Source organism: Pantoea sp. GD03673 (assembly GCF_029844725.1).
Classification (GTDB): Bacteria; Pseudomonadota; Gammaproteobacteria; order Enterobacterales; family Enterobacteriaceae; genus Pantoea.
In genome coordinates, this window is the sequence record NZ_JAOCKJ010000003.1 from 261,894 (window position 1) to 278,656 (window position 16,763).

Here is a 16,763-nt window from a genome sequence, read left to right on the forward strand (position 1 = left end):
ACCCGGCTTGAGTGACCGTTAAAGGAAAACCGCATCATGTCAGGAAAACCGAAAACGCCCGGTCTGCTGCTGAAAAGCGTTTTGATCGGGATCTGCTGTCTGCTGGTCGGCTATCTGCTGGTGCTGATGTACGTGCAGGGTGAATATCTGTTTGCGCTGCTGACGCTGATCCTCGGTGCCACAGGACTGTGGATTTTTGCGAACCGTCGCGCCTATGCGTGGCGCTATGTCTATCCTGGCGTGGCAGGCATGGCGCTGTTTGTGCTGTTCCCGCTCGCCTGCACTATCGCCATCGCCTTTACCAACTACAGCAGCACGAACCAGCTTACCTTTGAGCGGGCGCAGCAGGTGCTGCTGGGCCGCACCTTTCAGTCGGGTGACGCGGTGAGTTTTTCGCTCTATCCCGCGGGCGATCGCTGGCAGCTGGTGCTGAATGATGGCCGCGCCGATTTTGTCTCTGCGCCGTTTGCATTTGGCGCAGAGCAGACGCTGAAAATGGTTCCTGAAACACGCCCTGCAGGTGAGCGTGCAACTTTCAGGGTCATCACCACCCATCGTCAGGCGCTGGGCCAGATTCGTGCTGAGCTGCCGGATGGCCGTCAGCTGCGGATGAGTTCGCTGCGTCAGTTCTCCGGCACCCAGCCGCTCTATCGGGTTGGCGCGCACGATGAACTGATTAATCAGCAGAGCGGCACGCATTACCGCGCCAATCCGCAGACCGGCTTCTATCAGGCCATTAACGCAGACAATACCTGGGGCAATGAGACCTTGAGTCCCGGCTTTACCGTGAATACCGGCTGGAAAAACTTCGTCCGCGTCTTTACTGACGAAGGGATTCAGAAGCCTTTCCTCGCGATATTTGGCTGGACGCTGCTCTTCTCCCTGATCACGGTAGTGCTGACCGTGGCGGTGGGCATGGTGCTGGCATGTCTGGTGCAGTGGGAAGCGCTGCGCGGCAAAGCCGTCTATCGGGTGATGCTGATTCTGCCGTATGCCGTACCGGCGTTTATCTCAATTCTGATTTTCAAAGGGCTGTTTAACCAGAGCTTTGGTGAGATTAACGTAATGCTCAGCGCGCTATTTGGCGTGAAGCCCGCCTGGTTCAGCGATCCGACACTGGCGCGTACCATGCTGATTATCGTCAACACCTGGCTTGGCTACCCCTACATGATGATCCTCTGCATGGGGCTGCTGAAAGCGATACCGGACGACCTTTATGAAGCCTCGGCGATGGACGGCGCTGGCCCGCTGCAGAATTTCTTTTTGATTACCCTGCCGCTGCTGCTTAAGCCGCTGATGCCGCTGATGATTGCCAGCTTTGCTTTCAACTTTAATAACTTTGTGCTGGTTCAGTTACTGACCAACGGCGGGCCGGATCGCCTCGGCACCACCACGCCAGCCGGTTATACCGATCTGCTGGTGAACTACACCTGGCGTATCGCCTTTGAAGGCGGCGGCGGGCAGGACTTTGGTCTGGCTGCTGCTATTGCCACGCTGATTTTCCTGCTGGTGGGTGCGCTGGCAGTGATTAACCTGAAAGCCTCGCGGATGAAATTCGATTAATAGCCTGATGGATCAGGCACTAAGGAGGTGTTATGGCTATGGTACAACCCAAATCGCAACGGCTGCGTCTGCTGACCACGCATCTGCTGCTGCTGCTGTTTATCGCCGCGATTCTGTTTCCCCTGCTGATGGTGATCGCGATTTCACTGCGTGCCGGTAACTTTGCCACCGGCAGCCTGATTCCGGAGCAGATTTCCTGGGAGCACTGGCGGCTGGCGCTGGGTTTCAGCGTGGAACACGCGGATGGCCGCGTCACACCACCGCCCTTCCCGGTGCTGCTGTGGTTATGGAACTCGATCAAGATTGCGGCCATCAGCGCACTGGGCATTGTGGCGCTTTCTACCACCTGTGCCTATGCGTTTGCCCGTATGCGTTTTACCGGTCGTGCCAGCCTGCTGAAAGGCATGCTGATATTTCAGATGTTCCCGGCAGTGCTGTCGCTGGTGGCGCTCTATGCCCTGTTTGACCGTCTTGGCCAGTATTTGCCTTTTATCGGGCTCAACACCCACGGTGGGGTGATCTTCGCCTATCTGGGTGGCATTGCGCTGCATGTCTGGACCATTAAAGGCTATTTCGAAACCATTGACGGGTCACTGGAAGAGGCCGCTGCGCTGGATGGCGCAACGCCGTGGCAGGCCTTCCGGCTGGTGCTGTTGCCGCTGTCGGTGCCGATTCTGGCGGTGGTGTTTATTCTGGCGTTTATCGCTGCGGTGACTGAAGTGCCGGTCGCTTCACTGCTGCTGCGCGACGTCAACAGCTATACCCTGGCGGTAGGGATGCAGCAGTATCTCAATCCGCAGAACTACCTGTGGGGCGATTTTGCCGCTGCGGCGGTGCTCTCCGCTATTCCGATTACCCTGGTGTTCCTGCTGGCTCAGCGCTGGCTGGTCAGCGGCTTAACCGCGGGCGGGGTAAAAGGCTAAACGATCATCATTGTACGTTGCCACTGCTTACACAACGCCTGTTGTGGTTGAATGATTTGGCGGCCTTCGGGCCTGAAGCTTATCAGTTAAGCTTTTTTGAAGGCCGCAGCGGATAACGCTGTGGCTTCTTTTTTACCGCCTGCGGACAGTGTCTCTGCCGTTGGCCGGGCGGCAGGATCGACTTCGCTGGTTTTAGCGACGCTGCCAAAGGCCACGCCTGACAGCAGGTGGCTGGTGATCTTCATCTGGCAAACCCTCCGCAGCTATGGCCAGTCAGAACAGCCGTGTTCATTAGCCGTGGGACCGACTGCGGCGACATTTTCCGGCGTGTCCGGCGTTCTCTACAGCCTTCCGTCCACCGCCATCAGCGTAAGGCCATTCCAGTGCGACAAAGGGACGTTTGCCGGGCAGAGCGATATCAAAGTGTGAAACAAGCTGATCCATAGAAACCGAGCGGAAGAACGCCATGCCGGTCACGGCCCACACCATCATTTGCATGGGCAGGCGGCGCTTTCTCACCGTGACACCCCCGGTATCGGCAAGGCATTCCTCAATGCGTTCAGGTGAAAGCAGGTCGGAAAGAGCAGAAAACCCTTTCAGTGAGAATGTAATCACAGCATCAAGGGCTTTGCGGAGCAGCATAAAAAAATCCGTAATCATCCATGAGAGATTACGGATCTTCACGCAGCCACCAGATCGTTCAACCGATCATTTTTGTCTTAACTGATCGGCATGACGCCAGATGGCGCGGTCTGCGGGGATTATTTGCCCTGCCGTTCCTCTGCAGGAGTACCCAGCACCCCCGGGTGCAGATGTACGCCTGAAACGTCGGTAGTGGCACGCGCCTTGTGCAGATCGCAGGCGGCCTGCATGGATAACCAGAGACGCGCCGCAATACCCAGCCCCGCCTCCAGCCGCACCGCCATTTCCGGACTGACAGAAGCCTTACCGCTGGCGACCTTGCTCAGCGCCGAAGCGGACACGCCCAGCTCTTTCGCCAGCACGCGCAGGCCAATATTATTGTCTTCAATGTACTCGGTGATCAGGCCGCCCGGATGCGGGGGATTGAACATGCTCATCAGTGGTAATCCTCCAGGTTGAGAATATAAGCATCACCGTCCGTGAATTCGAAAGTGATGCGCCAGTCAGCCCTGACCGTGATGGAAAAAAGGTTTTTCCTGTCGCCTTTCAGGGGATGAAAACGAAAGCCCGGGTAGTTTTTGAATTCATCGGTGGAAATCGCCTCATCAATGACCAGCAGGCGAAGCCGGATGCGTTCAACGTCCTTAACCTGCACGCCGCTGATATCGCCTTTTTCAAACAGCTTCTGTAATCCCTTATGCTTCCAGCTTTTAATCACTTTTCGGCTCCGTGTTTCCCGTTGAGAAACAGGATATCACATGTTTCCTATCGCGAAACAGTCATTATTATCATTTTTCAGTGTCCGCAGAAAGGATATTCCGGGCCGCCAGTTTATCTGGCACCACCCAGCAATTCATCACACGCTGATCGGGGTTCATATGCTGCGCGCGTCGGTTAATTTCTCCGGCCACGTCGCATGCCGCATCCGGGCGATTTCGACAAAACTGCCGTTGATGAAAGCGGGCCGTATAGAGTTCGACTTAACGCGGCACGTTTTTTATCCTCCCACGAATTGATCCTCAACGACGATAAGCCAGCGAACGCACCAGGCGGTCACCGAGCTTCTGAATCAGCATGACCAGTGCCAGCAGCACCACAATTGTGGCAGCCATAATCTGATTATCGAAGCGCTGATAGCCGTAGCGAATCGCCAGATCGCCCAAGCCGCCGCCGCCGACCACCCCTGCCATCGCCGAGAAGCCAATCAGCATCACAATCGTCAGCGTAATCCCCGCCACCAGCGCGGGCAGCGCTTCCGGTAGCAATACACGGCTGATGATATGCCACAGGGTTCCGCCCATTGAGACCACCGCTTCAATGCGGCCGCGATCGACCTCATCCAGCGCGTTTTCCACGATGCGGGCAAAGAAGGGAAATGCGCCCAGCGTAATCGGCACAATCGCAGCGGTGCTGCCGAGCGTGGTGCCGACCAGCAGGCGGGTAAAGGGGATCAGCGCAATCAGCAGCACCACAAACGGCAGGGCGCGGCCGGTATTGACCAGCGCATTGAGCAGCAGTGAAATGGCGCGATTGGGCAGAATGCCCTGGGAACGGGTCAGAAACAGCAGCACGCCCACCGGCAGCCCTATCGCCACCGTGAAAAGTGCTGCCAGCAGCACCATATATACCGTCTCGCCTGTGGCGTTCAGCAGCAGTGCCTGAAAGCGTTCGTGACTCATGCTACGCATCGGGTTAATGCCTCACGCTGATATTTTTCCATAAACACCCGGTCTGCTTCGCCATCTTTCAGCAACATTTTGCGCAGGCGTCCCTCTTCGCGTCCCATAATCTGGCTCAGGGTGCCGCTCTCAACCAGCTGGCCATTCTCCAGCAGCGCCGCGCCGTGACAGATGCGCTTGACCACCGCCATTTCGTGGGTAATCAACACAATGGTGATAGAGAGCTGCTGCTGAATATCGGCCAGCAGGTCGAGAATCGAGGTCGTGGTTTCGGGATCCAGCGCACTGGTGGCCTCATCGCACAGCAGATAGCGGGGTCGCGCCGCCAGCGCACGGGCGATGCCGACGCGCTGTTTCTGTCCACCGGAAAGCTGCGACGGCCAGGCTGTCGCAAAGGACGCCAGCCCAACCAGTTTCAGCAGCGAAGCGACCCGCTGGCGGCGTTCCGTTTTATGCACGCCCGCAATCTCCAGCGCCAGATCGACGTTGTCCTGCACGTTACGGGAATGCAGCAGATTGAAGTGCTGAAAGATCATTCCCATCTGCTGCCGCTGCTGACGCAACTGTGTCAGGTTCATCGCGGCGAGATCCTGTCCGTCAATCTCAACCCGCCCGCTGGACGGTTGCTCCAGCCGGTTCAGGCAGCGCAGTAAGGTACTTTTGCCCGCCCCGCTCCGGCCCAGGATGCCAAAAATGGTGCCCTCTTCGATGGTCAGAGAGATAGCGTCCAGCGCTGGCGAAGATGCGCCAGCGTAGTGTTTACTGAGATGGCTGAGTTTAATCATGCTGCGGGTCCGCAACGGGAATCACAGAGCCCTGATACGTCTTGCGGATAAAGGCCGCCACCTGCGGCGAGCGCAGATCTTTTGCAAGCTGAACCACACGCGGATCTTTTTCCAGTTCAGGCGTGGTCACCAGCAGGTTGGCGTAAGGATTATGCGCTGCGGACTCCAGTCCCAGCGCATCTTTTGCCGGGTTCAGACCTGCTTCCAGCGCGTAGTTGCCGTTGATAACGGCGGCATCAACGTCATCCAGCGAACGTGGCAGCTGCGGCGATTCAATTTCAACGATCCTGATTTTCTTCGGGTTTTCACTGATGTCTTCAGGCGTCACCCGCGTGGAACCCGCCTCGCCCTGCGCTTTGAGTTTAATCACGCCTTTATCCTGCAACAGCCAGAGCGCACGGCTCAGGTTGGTGGTGTTGTTCGGCACGGCAATGCGGGCACCCTCTGGCAGCGCCGCGAGCGATTTCACTTTGCGTGAATAAATTCCCAGCGGTTCAATGTGCACGCTGGCGACGACGGCAAAGGTTTTACCCAGCGCTTTCTCCTGATCTTTTAAATAGGGCAGATGCTGGAAGTAGTTGGCATCGACATCCCCGGATGCCAGCAGTTCGTTGGCATTCACGCCTCCGCTCAGCTCAACAATTTTAATATCCAGTTTCGGGTCCAGCGTTTTAACGTATTCCAGGATTTCCGCGTGCGGCAGCGGATCGGCCGCCACGCGCAGCGGTGCCGCCTGTAAACCTTGAGCAATCAGCAGAGAAAGACCGGCAAGAACCAGAAAGCGCTTTTTAATCATCATCATTTATCTCTTATCGTTATCAGTGGGTATTGTGTTCAGGATAGAAACGCTGGGCGACTTCCGGGTGCGATCGCAGCCGGCCCTTGAGGTAGTTCCAGCCCACTTCACGCAGCAGCGGGTTATGCGGATCGCTGCTGGGTCCCTGGGCCAGCTCAGCCAGCTGCGGGGGAAGCGCGTAAACTGGCACGACGGCGTCGAGCTGTGCGCCAAGAAAGAAAGCGATGGATAAGCGCTCATTGTTCTGCTGCGGCGACACCACGCGATGCACCGTTGCGCGCAGATAACCGTTGGTCGCCAGCTCCAGCAGTTCGCCAATATTGACCACAAACGCGCCCGGCAAAGGGGAGGCATCGATCCAGTTGTCCGGCGTCACTTCAACCTGCAAGCCCGGCTGGTCATCCTGTAATAACAGGGTCAGAAAGCCCGAATCTTTGTGTGCGCCTACGCCCTGACGTGACTCACCGCCGGTGCGGCCCGGATAGCGAATCAGCTTGATATGTTCATTGGGATAGTCGCCGTAGAGGTTATCGAAGGCGTTGCGTGGCAGATTCAGCGCTTCGGCAAAGGCGCGCAGCAGCTCCAGCGCGACTGCGGTCATCTGCTGCTGCCAGTGGGTCACCACGGTTTGCAGTTCAGGTAAGGCGTCAGGCCACTGGTTCGGCCCCTGCATCCGTTGCCATGTCGGGGAGTCAGCGGTAACAGGAAGTGCCTCACGTTCCGCACCAATATCGAACTGCTCACGATAGTCGGGCTGGCGGCGGGTGATTTCCACACCGGGCAGGTTATAGCCACGAAAATGCGGTGAATTGGCCATTGCGACTGCGGTTTTGTCCGCCTGCGGCAGGGCAAAAAATTTCCGTGCGACCCGCTGAACCTCATCCAGTAGTTCACGCTCGATACCGTGATTAATTAAATAGAAGAAACCGACATCACGCGCAGCCTGGCTTAATTTTTCCAGAACCTGTCGCTGCTGCTGTTGATGACCTGACAATAATGCGAAATCAATGACCGGCAATGCTGATGGGGTTAACGCGCTCATGTCTGACACTCGGGTGGCATAGAATCGTTTTACATTGCCATTTCAGTTATGCCTTAACTACCAACTAATCCTGCTATGGATATGCATTGGATGGAAATATCCCACCAGGATTCTGGCAGAGCGCCACCGATTACTCTGTACCTCTGACCTCTTTATTCGGGAGTCATTTCATCGTTATTCGCCTGAAACTGCTCCGGCTATAAAAGCGCCATGATGGGGCGATATGACAAAATGTTTATCAGCGTAAGCAGGCATGAATAAGTGCAGCGTGCTGGATTTGTCAGTAAAGGCAGTTATTTCGGCTGAAAACTTGCAAAACCTTACAATCGTAGTCTAAGGTTTACCGGCTGCGGTTTCTGCCGCTTCACTTAAAAAATTTTTCGGCTTCTTATAGCTTTCATTTCCACGGTTTCTTCTGAACATTGATTTGCGGCTGCGAAAGCTATAAGACTCCTTCATTGATGTACCTGAGGAGAATATGGACACCAGAAACTCATCGTCTGACCACCCAAAGAAACATTTCTGGAACAGGAAGTCTAAAGAGCTGACTGTTGACGACATTACCGTTATTGATAACGACATGCTGAAGCGTGCCGTTGGCGCAGCGGCGCTGGGTAATGCGATGGAATGGTTCGACTTTGGCGTATACAGCTATCTTGCCGTGATTATCGGCAAAGTCTTTTTCCCGGATGCCAATAACGCGGTGCAGTTGATCGCTACCTTTGGTACGTTTGCGGCGGCCTTCCTCGTGCGGCCAATTGGCGGTCTGGTGTTTGGTCCCCTGGGTGATCGCATCGGCCGACAGAAAGTGCTGGCGATGACGATGATCATGATGTCCATCGGGACATTCTGCATCGGGCTGATCCCGGCCTATTCCTCGATAGGGATCATGGCCCCGATTCTGCTGCTGGTGGCACGTCTGATTCAGGGCTTCTCAACCGGCGGGGAATATGGCGGTGCCGCAACCTTTATTGCGGAGTACTCCACCGATAAACGCCGTGGCTTTATGGGCAGCTTCCTGGAGTTCGGCACGATTGGCGGTTACCTGCTGGGTGCCAGCCTGGTTACCGTGATGACCACCGTGATGTCGAATGAGGCGATGATGTCCTGGGGCTGGCGCGTGCCGTTCTTTATCGCTGCGCCGCTGGGTCTGTTCGGTCTGTATGTCCGTCTTAAGCTGGAAGAGACCCCGGCATTCCAGCAGCACATGGAGAAGCAGGAAGCGCTGGAACAGAGTAAGCCGCGTCTGACGCTGATGCAGATGCTGAGCAAGTATCGTGCGCCCATGCTGAAATGTATCGGTCTGGTTCTGCTGTTCAACGTCTCGAACTACATGCTGACCTCGTACATGCCAAGTTACCTGACTGGCGTGCTGGGTCTGCCCGAGTTAAGTGGCCTGCTGCTGGTGATGGTGGCGATGTTCGTGATGATGCCGCTGACGCTGCTGTGGGGTCGCTGGACTGACCGTATTGGTCGTCGTCCGGTCATTGGCTTTGGTGCTGTGGGTCTGATCCTGCTCGCCATCCCGAGCTTTATGCTGATTGGCTCCGGTAACATGTGGGCAGTCTTTGGCGGCCTGCTGATTCTGGGCGTGCTGCACACCTGCTTCAGCGGCACCATGCCTTCGACGTTGCCAGCCCTGTTTACGACTGATATTCGTTACAGCGCACTGGCTATCGGCTTTAACCTGTCGGTGTCGCTGTTCGGCGGGACGACACCGCTGATTACTGCGTGGCTGGTAGATACCACCAAAAACAACATGATGCCGGCTTACTACATGATGGGCGCAGGCGTGATTGGCCTGCTGACCATCCTGACCGTGCGGGAAACGGCGCGTCAGCCACTGACCGGTTCATCACCGGCGGTGGCGACAAAAGCGGAAGCGCATCGGCTTATCGACAAGCTGCGTAACCGGCACAAGCCTTCAGCGACAGCGGCGAAATAACCCCTCTGACACCCTGCTCTGCAGGGTGTTTTTTTATCTGCCGCCGGGACTCACTCCCCCTTTGATTTCACAGCCCTGAAGCGTGCGACTTTCGCACGATTGCCACACAGCGCCATGCTGCACCAGCGGCGGCGATGTGCTTTAGTGCGATCGTAAAACCACAGGGCGCAGGCGGGATGTTCACAGGCGCGGACTCTGCTGAAGTCTTCCTGCGTTAGCAGCATCGCAGCCTGTTCCGCAACTTTTCCCAGCTGCTGCTTCACGCTCTGGCCTGGATAGATCCGCCTGAAGGTCAGCGCTCCCGGCTCCCCGCTCAGTTGCAGATAGCTCGCCGTCTGGCCCAGCCAGTCATTCAGCGCCTGAAGATCAACACCCTCACCCGCTTTGTGCTGCTGCACAGCCTCGCGAATAAGCTGTCTAAGCTGCCGTGCGGCCTGCACCAGCGCGCCCGGCTCATGCTCCGGTTCAGGCCCGTCGGCGCGCAGTCCGGCCTGCTGCAGCCACGCGTCAACATCCTGATCGGTTTGCCAGAAATCGTGCGGCTGGCCTTCCGTGATAGCGTCGGTATTGATGAAATCCAGCGCCGGATGGTCAGCCAGAAACCACGGCCCCTGGCCGGTCTGAACGTGCGTTTCCGCCATGATATCGCCTCCCTCATTCAAAGCGTCTGACGCTACTGTAACTGATAAAAAAGCGATTTAGTAGTTACACACGCCTTTTGTAACCGCTAAAAATTAGTTTGACAGGTTACATAAACGCGACATAATCAGTTCATGTAACCCCATAAACACCACTTTAACAGTTACAGGAGCATGTTATGCGCGCACAATCTGTTTCATACCGTTATCAGCAGGCCGACGGCATCACTATCTTTTACCGCGAAGCGGGCGATCCCTCGCTGCCGATCTTGCTGCTGCTGCACGGCTTCCCCACCTCTTCTCATCAGTTCCGTCATCTCATCCCGCTGCTGTCCGATAAATTCCATGTCATTGCGCCCGACATGCCCGGCTTTGGTTTTACTGACGTCCCCGCTGAGCGTAACTACGCCTGGACCTTCGACGCGCTGGGACAGACGCTGACCGCCTTTGTCGATGCACTGGGGCTAAAACGTTATGCAATGTACGTTTTCGACTATGGCGCACCGGCAGGTCTGCGCCTGGCACTGGCCTACCCGGAACGCGTCAGCGGGCTGATATCGCAAAACGGTAATGCCTATCTGGAGGGATTAGGAGAAGCCTGGGCCCCGGTTCGCGCTTACTGGGCAGATCCTAGCGAGGCAAACGGTAAGGTGATACGCGACACTATCCTGACGGCCGACGGGGTAAAGTGGCAGTATCTGCATGGGGTCAGCGATCCGCAGCAGATCGCCCCGGAAAGCTATACGCTGGACACGCTGCTGATGGAGCGCCCCGGAAACAAAGCCATTCAGCAGGCGCTGTTTCTTGATTACGCCAGCAATCTGACGCGCTACCCGGAATTTCAGGCGTTCTTTCGCCAGCAGCAGGTCCCGACGCTGGTCATCTGGGGCAAACACGATCCTTTCTTTATTCCACCGGGCGCAATGGCCTGGCAGCGTGATAACCCGCAGGCGGTCGTCGAGATGCTGGATAGCGGCCACTTTGCGCTGGAGACCCATACCGATCACATCGCGATGCGCATCCGTGAGATGTTCAGTAGCGACTGATTTGCCGGGTGCAGAGTCAGTCTGCAGGCTGACTCTGCACACTTAATGCTTATTCGTTGCTGAAGCGGCCGACCGTGCTGGCCGCGCCCAGCGCATGACCTTTCAGCTGCGCTACCAGTTCTGCCTGGGTTAGCCCCGGTTTCAGCTGGCCCACCGGCAAATCGGTGGCGATCAGCACAAAGTTGTAGTGATGCAGCCCGCTGCCTGCGGGCGGGCAAGGCCCGTAATAGTGGCGTGTCCCCGGCGTATTTTTTCCTCCGGTGTAATCCCTGCCCTGTGTCAGAGCACCCTGCGCAAACGACGTGCGGCTGGCGGGAATGTTGTAGGCCACCATATGTGTTACGCCCAGCCCTTTGGCCCCAACCGGATCGGTCATCAGCAGGGCCAGGCTGCGGGTGCCCGCAGGCGTGGCAGACCAGTTGAGCTCGGGAGAGATATTCTCACCGACACAGGAAGGATTACTTTTATTGGCCCCGGCAAATTTTTTATCCAGTAGCGCGTTATCGCTGAAATCCTGAGATTGCAGCGTAAAAACCGACGCCGCCAGCGTGGACAGTGGCAAAACGGCCAGCGCCGCTGCACAGAGTAATTTTTTCACCAGCTACTCCTTATCAGGTTAACCCGTTTAATCAGTTACGGATGGATTGCATCGCTGCCTGTTTACTATAACGGCTTTAACGCGATTAACCCGGCTGACCGCCCGTTAAACCTCGCAAAACGGTAAATCTCTGATCCTGGCTGAGAGAGCTGACGCGTTGCCCTGTGACGCATTACCCGATATAAGTTAACCCCTGCGGCTGACTATTCGCCTGAATTCCCGTCACTGTCACCGATAAGGGGACACTATGCAGATTGAAGATCTTCGGATTTACGTCGCGGTAATGCATGCTGGCAACTTTACCGCAGCCGCTGAGCAACTGATGTTATCGAAACAGTATGTCAGCCGTCGCATGGCTGCGCTGGAAGCGTCATTAGGCGCACGGCTGCTGATACGCAATACCCGTAAGCTGTCAGTGACGGATGCGGGTCTGCTGTTTGCGCAGCATGCTCAGCGTATTCTGGATGAGATTCAGGAAGCGGAACTGGCGGTGTCAGAGCAGCAGCAGGCGCTGCGCGGCACCTTCCGCATCAATCTGCCGATGTCGTTTGGCATGAGTCACCTGTCACCCCTGATTGCTGAGTTTCTGAGCCACCATCCCTCCCTGCAGTTTCAGATTGAGCTGGCTGACCGCTATGTCGATGTGATTGGCGAAGGGGTGGATATGGCGATCCGCATTGGCACTCTGGCAGATTCCACGCTGATTGCCCGCCCGCTGGGTGAGCTGAAGCGGGTAATCTGTTGCAGTCCCCGCTACCTGAAGCGGGCCGGAACGCCGCAGCAGCCCGAGGAGCTGCTGCAACACGCCTGTCTGCGCTACGGGCGGGAAGGTCAGAATGGCTGGGAACTGCAGGTTAATGGCAAGCCGAAATGGCTGGCGGTTCAGGGGCCGATGGTAAGTAACAATGGCGAAGTGCTGCGTGATGCCGCGCTGGCGGGTCTGGGGCTGGTGCTGTTACCCGCCTTTATCGTTGAGACAGCTCTGCAACGCGGGGAACTGGTGAGGGTACTGGATGGCTTCCAGCCCCCGCCGCTCTCCCTGAATGCGGTCTACCCGCAGCATCGTCAGCGCAGCGAAGTAAACCGCCAGTTGCTGGCTTTTTTACAGACGCGTTTAGCGCCGTGATTGCGCCAGCTGGCTTAACGCTGTTTTAACGCCGCAAAGACCCGGGCGACCGCGACCGCACCCGGATCGGGCACGCCATTCAGATTCGCGCTGTTAAGATAAGACGATCGCCCTGCCTTTGCTTTCCCCATACTGGCGGTAGCATCGCTGCCCTGTTGTGCCGCATCGGCCGCTGCGGCCAGCGTGTTGCCCGCCACCAGAGCCTCTATGGCTGGCTGCAGTGCATCAATCAATGTGCGATCGCCGGGTTTTGCTCCGCCATACTGCATCATCTTTTCAAGACCCTGCTGTAAAGCGACGGGCAACGCATCCCCTGCCGACAGCTGCTGCGCGGCGGCAGTAAAGAAAATAGCCATCAGCACGCCACTGGAACCGCCCATTACCGTTGCCAGTCGCTCCCCGGTTACCGCGAGCAGATCGGGCAAATTATCCAGCGGCAGCTGGTTATCTGCGCATTCACGCTGAATCTGACGCGCGCCAGCGGCAAAGGTCGAACCGGTATCACCGTCACCCACCCTGGCATCAAGTTTGTTCAGCTCGCTTTCGCTGGCGATCAGGGTTTCACAAATGCGGTTAACAAACGCAGCCACCACGGGGTTATTGGAGGGCTGTACCGGATGGGCTGTTGCCTCCCTGGTTGCCTTCACCGGCTCCAGCGAGGTGATCTTAACCGCCTGAACCCAGCCGGACACCTCAACCGGGGCGCAAATCGCCTCTTCGAACAGCGGGGTCAGCGTCATACAGGTGACTGAAAAACCCTTCATGTCCAGCGCGGTCATCAGCGGTGCCGGGCCAATCAGATACTTACTTCCCCGGCTGAGCGGCGACTCAATCAGGTCACGTGTGACCAGGCTCATCTCCAGCGCTGACATTCCGCCAAGGTTGTTCACCAACAGCGCGCAGGGCTGATCGTTGTCCGGCATCACCTTCTCCAGCAGATGTTGCACAATCTGCTGGCTGTTTTGCGTCTGCATGACGTCAACACCCGGCTCACCGTGAATACCTAATCCCATTTCGACGCTGCCGTCGGGCACCCGCTGGCCGGTCTGTTCATCCGGCAGATGACAGCTTGAGAGCGCCACACCCATGGTGGCGATAGCACGACTGGCGGCCTCTGCGGCTTCCGTTACCGCCGCCAGATCCTCACCACGTTCCGCGACAAACCCTGCCACTTTATGCACCAGCAGCGTCCCCGCTACGCCGCGTGGCTGAGGATTATCCGGTAAGGCGACATCATCGCCGACCACCACCATGTTGACGCTGTACCCTGCATTACGCGCCTTTTCGGCCGCCAGGCCAAAATTAAGCCGATCGCCGGTGTAATTTTTCACAATCAGCAGACAGCCCGCTTCACCGGTCATGTTGATGATGGCGTTATAAACCGCATCCACGCTGGGAGAGGCAAACACATCACCACACACGGCCGCCGTCAGCATTCCCTTGCCAATAAAACCAACATGGGCAGGTTCATGACCGGAGCCGCCACCGGAAATCAGCGCGACCTGCTGTTTTTGCCAGTCTTTGCGCATCACGATGCGGATGTGTGGATCGACCTGTAGACGCACCAGATTGCGCCACGGGCTGGCGTAAATCATGCCATCTAACGCGCTGTCGACGAGATCATCCTTTTTATTCATTACGAATCGGGTCATGTCTTCATTCCTCATGGGCAGATGGGTTGGTGATGAAGAAGTGTTGCACACAACGGGCGATGAGCATAATTCAGCGCCGCTCACCGCAGTCCCGTCAAACGAACGCAGAGCCTGAATGAAATGTGCGCCATATTATTTGCTAATTGATTGATTTTTATCAAATGTCTTTACCTGAAACTGAGAGGTCATGCGCAGAACCTGAACAGCAGATCACGGATGGTAGAGAGACATTTGTTAACAGAGGATGTTTTAATGACCCAACGTATGATTCTGAATGAAACCGCCTGGTTTGGTGCTGGCGCATTGCGTCATTTGCCGGAAGAGGTACAGCGTCGCGGGATGCGTAAAGCGCTTATTGTCACCGACAAAGCGCTGGTTGCGGCTGGTGCGCTAAAGCGGGTCACTGACCTGCTGGAACAGCATCAGCTTGCCTGGTCAGTCTATGATGAGGTCGTGCCGAACCCGACCATCCGGGTGGTGCAGCAGGGCGTTGCCGTGTTCAGAGAATCAGGGGCTGACTACCTGATCGCCATCGGCGGCGGCTCACCGCAGGACACCAGCAAAGCGATTGGTATCATTATTAACAATCCTGAATTTGAAGATGTTCGCAGTCTGGAAGGCGTCAGTCCAACGCGCCATCCGTGCGTGCCAATCATTGCTATCCCGACCACGGCGGGCACCGCCGCAGAAGTCACCATTAACTATGTGATCACCGACGAAGAGAATCGTCGCAAGTTTGTCTGCGTCGATCCGCACGATATTCCCAAAGTCGCCATTATTGATGCGGAGATGATGGCGAGTATGCCCGCCTCACTGAAAGCGGCCACCGGTATTGATGCCTTAACGCACGCGATTGAAGGATATATCACGCGGGGGGCCTGGACCCTGACTGACATGCTGCACCTCAAAGCCATTGAAATTATCAGCCAGTCGCTGCGTGAATCCGTGGCGGGAAGTATTGAGGCGGTTGAGCAGATGGCGTTAGGGCAGTATGTGGCCGGTATGGGCTTCTCAAATGTCGGGCTGGGTCTGGTGCACGGTATGGCTCATCCGCTGGGTGCCTTTTATAACGTCCCGCACGGCGTGGCGAACGCCATACTGCTGCCACAGGTGATGGCGTGGAATGCCGCCTCCACAGGCGAGAAATATCGCGATATCGCCCGGGCAATGGGTGTGAAACAGGTCGATACGCTGTCCCTTGATCAGGCGCGGGAAGCGGCTGTGGCCGCGGTTCGTCAGCTCTGTCGCGATGTGGGCATTCCCCGTTCGCTGCGCGAGGTCGGTTTGCAGGAAGCAGACATTCCTGCACTGGCACAGGCGGCTCTGGATGATGTCTGTACCGGCGGTAATACCCGCACGCCTGATCTGGACGACGTGATGGCGCTCTACCGTCAGAGTTAAACGAACATGCTGTGAAGTGATGCACAGCAGATGTCTGGCCCGCCCGTTCTGGCGGGCTTTTTTACGTTCTGGCAACGGTGTGTCTGAATTCTTTCGCCAGGGGTGACAGAGTCACGATCGCCGCATCCGCACAGCTTCGCCCCCCTTTTTCCGGCACATTTTCAGCCTGAAATCGCCGGTTATCCTCCTGGATGCCAGAGGGCAAATCAGCCGCACTGACCGATAATTTCTTTAGATGCTAAACCCTGATGTACTTGATCTGGATCACAAAAATCCGCATCATGCGCAGCGAAAACCCCTATGACGCTGCGGAGATATTAATGACACTGTACCAGGGTATGCTCGTTTTCTATGCCGTTGTTGCACTGGTCGCTACACTGATCACTTTCTTCATCGCGAAAGATAAGCTGAGCATCAAATTGCTGAGTGCCTTTCTGGTGGGTGCGACCTGGCCGATGAGTTTTCCCGTTGCGCTGATGTTTGCCCTGTTTTAATTGACATTATCCCCTTAGCGACCACACTCAGGTAAGACGTCCCTGACCTGCCAACCGCCGATCACCGACGTGACCCTACTCATGACGGTTAATAAGGAGCGGCTATGCGCACAGTCTGTGTGATCATTCTCAGTTCTCTTCTCAGTGCCTGCGGTGCCCCGTGGCACGCTGAAAAACCGGTTCCTGCGGCCGAAACCCGGCAGCAGACCTGCCAGCCCGGTTCCAATCCCAGCCAGAACGACTGCGGTCACTTCCCGGAACCTGAGTTCCACTAGCCTGAATACGGTAATCGGTGCTGCGGGATCGCAATTGCGCTATTTCATCGCATAACAAGGCTTTACAGGCTGCTAACCGGTCAGTAAAGTAGCGCGCAGACATCAATTCTGATGCGTAAGCGTTAACGTCAACCAACGCCCCCGCAGCACTGCTGCAT

The 16,763-nt window shown here is 56.6% G+C and carries 18 protein-coding genes and 1 pseudogene; 9 read left to right on the forward strand and 10 right to left on the reverse strand.

Annotated features, from left to right (window positions below; all coding sequences use genetic code 11):
- The first annotated feature begins 36 nt into the window (after positions 1–36).
- Together malF and malG are read left to right on the forward strand one after the other, a co-directional pair.
- Positions 37–1,563 carry a maltose ABC transporter permease MalF gene (gene malF / locus N5J69_RS07100; RefSeq protein ID WP_279769123.1) on the forward strand — a complete coding sequence of 509 codons (1,527 nt, stop codon included), beginning with the start codon at positions 37–39 and terminating at the stop codon, positions 1,561–1,563.
- Positions 1,564–1,595: 32 nt separating this feature from the next.
- Positions 1,596–2,486, forward strand: a complete 891-nt coding sequence (malG, locus tag N5J69_RS07105) for a maltose ABC transporter permease MalG (protein WP_013196178.1) — start codon at positions 1,596–1,598, stop codon at positions 2,484–2,486.
- A gap of 164 nt (positions 2,487–2,650) precedes the next feature.
- On the opposite strand, the pseudogene N5J69_RS07110 reads toward malG, so the two are convergent.
- The 3 genes and pseudogenes from N5J69_RS07110 to N5J69_RS07120 form a co-directional block, all read right to left on the reverse strand.
- Positions 2,651–3,128, reverse strand: a pseudogene (locus N5J69_RS07110) (transposase domain-containing protein); the annotation flags it as partial.
- A 119-nt stretch (positions 3,129–3,247) separates the two neighbouring features.
- A complete protein-coding gene (locus tag N5J69_RS07115) occupies positions 3,248–3,565 on the reverse strand; it encodes a HigA family addiction module antitoxin (RefSeq protein ID WP_279769125.1) in 318 nt (105 codons plus the stop codon).
- Complete coding sequence (locus N5J69_RS07120) at positions 3,565–3,846, reverse strand: type II toxin-antitoxin system RelE/ParE family toxin (protein WP_279769127.1); 282 nt, start codon at positions 3,844–3,846, stop codon at positions 3,565–3,567. The genes N5J69_RS07115 and N5J69_RS07120 overlap by 1 nt, the downstream gene beginning before the upstream one ends.
- Before the next feature lie 40 nt (positions 3,847–3,886).
- Between N5J69_RS07120 and N5J69_RS07125 the strand changes: the two genes are divergently transcribed.
- Complete coding sequence (locus N5J69_RS07125; RefSeq protein WP_279769128.1) at positions 3,887–4,144, forward strand: hypothetical protein; 258 nt, start codon at positions 3,887–3,889, stop codon at positions 4,142–4,144.
- Positions 4,145–4,147: 3 nt separating this feature from the next.
- Here N5J69_RS07125 and N5J69_RS07130 read toward each other — a convergent pair whose 3' ends face one another.
- From N5J69_RS07130 to N5J69_RS07145, 4 genes are read right to left on the reverse strand one after another with little or no spacing between them, the layout of a single operon-like run.
- Positions 4,148–4,816 carry a methionine ABC transporter permease gene (locus N5J69_RS07130; protein ID WP_279769130.1) on the reverse strand — a complete coding sequence of 223 codons (669 nt, stop codon included), beginning with the start codon at positions 4,814–4,816 and terminating at the stop codon, positions 4,148–4,150.
- Positions 4,804–5,592: an ATP-binding cassette domain-containing protein gene (locus N5J69_RS07135; protein WP_279769131.1), complete on the reverse strand. Its 789-nt coding sequence runs from the start codon at positions 5,590–5,592 to the stop codon at positions 4,804–4,806. Before N5J69_RS07135 ends, N5J69_RS07130 begins: the two co-directional genes overlap by 13 nt.
- A complete protein-coding gene (locus tag N5J69_RS07140) occupies positions 5,585–6,388 on the reverse strand; it encodes a MetQ/NlpA family ABC transporter substrate-binding protein (protein ID WP_279769437.1) in 804 nt (267 codons plus the stop codon). Before N5J69_RS07140 ends, N5J69_RS07135 begins: the two co-directional genes overlap by 8 nt.
- Positions 6,389–6,410: 22 nt before the next feature.
- Positions 6,411–7,430: an isopenicillin N synthase family oxygenase gene (locus N5J69_RS07145; protein ID WP_279769132.1), complete on the reverse strand. Its 1,020-nt coding sequence runs from the start codon at positions 7,428–7,430 to the stop codon at positions 6,411–6,413.
- A 478-nt stretch (positions 7,431–7,908) separates the two neighbouring features.
- Between N5J69_RS07145 and proP the strand changes: the two genes are divergently transcribed.
- Positions 7,909–9,375, forward strand: coding sequence for a glycine betaine/L-proline transporter ProP (gene proP / locus N5J69_RS07150; protein ID WP_279769133.1), 1,467 nt, complete (start codon positions 7,909–7,911; stop codon positions 9,373–9,375).
- A 50-nt stretch (positions 9,376–9,425) separates the two neighbouring features.
- Here proP and N5J69_RS07155 read toward each other — a convergent pair whose 3' ends face one another.
- Positions 9,426–10,016 (reverse strand): ABATE domain-containing protein, encoded by a 591-nt coding sequence (locus tag N5J69_RS07155; protein ID WP_279769134.1) that lies wholly within the window; start codon positions 10,014–10,016, stop codon positions 9,426–9,428.
- A 176-nt stretch (positions 10,017–10,192) separates the two neighbouring features.
- Here N5J69_RS07155 and N5J69_RS07160 point away from each other — a divergent pair, with 176 nt between their 5' ends.
- A complete protein-coding gene (locus tag N5J69_RS07160; RefSeq protein ID WP_279769135.1) occupies positions 10,193–11,059 on the forward strand; it encodes an alpha/beta hydrolase in 867 nt (288 codons plus the stop codon).
- A gap of 49 nt (positions 11,060–11,108) precedes the next feature.
- Here N5J69_RS07160 and N5J69_RS07165 read toward each other — a convergent pair whose 3' ends face one another.
- Positions 11,109–11,657, reverse strand: a complete 549-nt coding sequence (locus tag N5J69_RS07165; RefSeq protein WP_279769137.1) for a YbhB/YbcL family Raf kinase inhibitor-like protein — start codon at positions 11,655–11,657, stop codon at positions 11,109–11,111.
- Between the two features lie 247 nt (positions 11,658–11,904).
- Between N5J69_RS07165 and N5J69_RS07170 the strand changes: the two genes are divergently transcribed.
- Positions 11,905–12,783: a LysR family transcriptional regulator gene (locus N5J69_RS07170; RefSeq protein ID WP_279769138.1), complete on the forward strand. Its 879-nt coding sequence runs from the start codon at positions 11,905–11,907 to the stop codon at positions 12,781–12,783.
- Between the two features lie 14 nt (positions 12,784–12,797).
- Here the strand turns inward: N5J69_RS07170 and N5J69_RS07175 are convergent, their stop codons facing one another.
- On the reverse strand, positions 12,798–14,435 hold the full coding sequence (locus tag N5J69_RS07175; RefSeq protein ID WP_279769140.1) for a dihydroxyacetone kinase subunit DhaK: 1,638 nt from the start codon (positions 14,433–14,435) through the stop codon (positions 12,798–12,800).
- Between the two features lie 252 nt (positions 14,436–14,687).
- Here N5J69_RS07175 and fucO point away from each other — a divergent pair, with 252 nt between their 5' ends.
- The 3 genes from fucO (at position 14,688) to N5J69_RS07190 (ending at position 16,605) form a co-directional block, all read left to right on the forward strand.
- On the forward strand, positions 14,688–15,836 hold the full coding sequence (gene fucO, locus N5J69_RS07180; protein ID WP_279769142.1) for a lactaldehyde reductase: 1,149 nt from the start codon (positions 14,688–14,690) through the stop codon (positions 15,834–15,836).
- Between the two features lie 320 nt (positions 15,837–16,156).
- Positions 16,157–16,330 carry a GhoT/OrtT family toxin gene (locus N5J69_RS07185; protein WP_279769145.1) on the forward strand — a complete coding sequence of 58 codons (174 nt, stop codon included), beginning with the start codon at positions 16,157–16,159 and terminating at the stop codon, positions 16,328–16,330.
- Between the two features lie 104 nt (positions 16,331–16,434).
- The gene (locus N5J69_RS07190) at positions 16,435–16,605 is read left to right on the forward strand and encodes a hypothetical protein (protein WP_279769147.1); all 171 of its coding nucleotides are present in this window, start codon (positions 16,435–16,437) and stop codon (positions 16,603–16,605) included.
- The last annotated feature ends 158 nt before the right edge of the window (positions 16,606–16,763 follow it).

Bases quoted from the DNA above. Each gene is read 5' to 3' on its own strand.
- N5J69_RS07175 (WP_279769140.1), bottom strand. From the start codon at position 14,435: ATGACCCGATTCGTAATGAATAAAAAGGATGATCTCGTCGACAGCGCG.
- malG (WP_013196178.1), top strand. From the start codon at position 1,596: ATGGCTATGGTACAACCCAAATCGCAACGGCTGCGTCTGCTGACCACG.
- N5J69_RS07115 (WP_279769125.1), bottom strand. From the start codon at position 3,565: ATGAGCATGTTCAATCCCCCGCATCCGGGCGGCCTGATCACCGAGTAC.
- proP (WP_279769133.1), top strand. From the start codon at position 7,909: ATGGACACCAGAAACTCATCGTCTGACCACCCAAAGAAACATTTCTGG.
- N5J69_RS07130 (WP_279769130.1), bottom strand. From the start codon at position 4,816: ATGCGTAGCATGAGTCACGAACGCTTTCAGGCACTGCTGCTGAACGCC.
- N5J69_RS07125 (WP_279769128.1), top strand. From the start codon at position 3,887: ATGTTTCCTATCGCGAAACAGTCATTATTATCATTTTTCAGTGTCCGC.
- N5J69_RS07190 (WP_279769147.1), top strand. From the start codon at position 16,435: ATGCGCACAGTCTGTGTGATCATTCTCAGTTCTCTTCTCAGTGCCTGC.
- fucO (WP_279769142.1), top strand. From the start codon at position 14,688: ATGACCCAACGTATGATTCTGAATGAAACCGCCTGGTTTGGTGCTGGC.
- N5J69_RS07155 (WP_279769134.1), bottom strand. From the start codon at position 10,016: ATGGCGGAAACGCACGTTCAGACCGGCCAGGGGCCGTGGTTTCTGGCT.
- N5J69_RS07135 (WP_279769131.1), bottom strand. From the start codon at position 5,592: ATGATTAAACTCAGCCATCTCAGTAAACACTACGCTGGCGCATCTTCG.
- N5J69_RS07170 (WP_279769138.1), top strand. From the start codon at position 11,905: ATGCAGATTGAAGATCTTCGGATTTACGTCGCGGTAATGCATGCTGGC.
- N5J69_RS07140 (WP_279769437.1), bottom strand. From the start codon at position 6,388: ATGATTAAAAAGCGCTTTCTGGTTCTTGCCGGTCTTTCTCTGCTGATT.
- N5J69_RS07160 (WP_279769135.1), top strand. From the start codon at position 10,193: ATGCGCGCACAATCTGTTTCATACCGTTATCAGCAGGCCGACGGCATC.
- N5J69_RS07185 (WP_279769145.1), top strand. From the start codon at position 16,157: ATGACACTGTACCAGGGTATGCTCGTTTTCTATGCCGTTGTTGCACTG.
- N5J69_RS07145 (WP_279769132.1), bottom strand. From the start codon at position 7,430: ATGAGCGCGTTAACCCCATCAGCATTGCCGGTCATTGATTTCGCATTA.
- malF (WP_279769123.1), top strand. From the start codon at position 37: ATGTCAGGAAAACCGAAAACGCCCGGTCTGCTGCTGAAAAGCGTTTTG.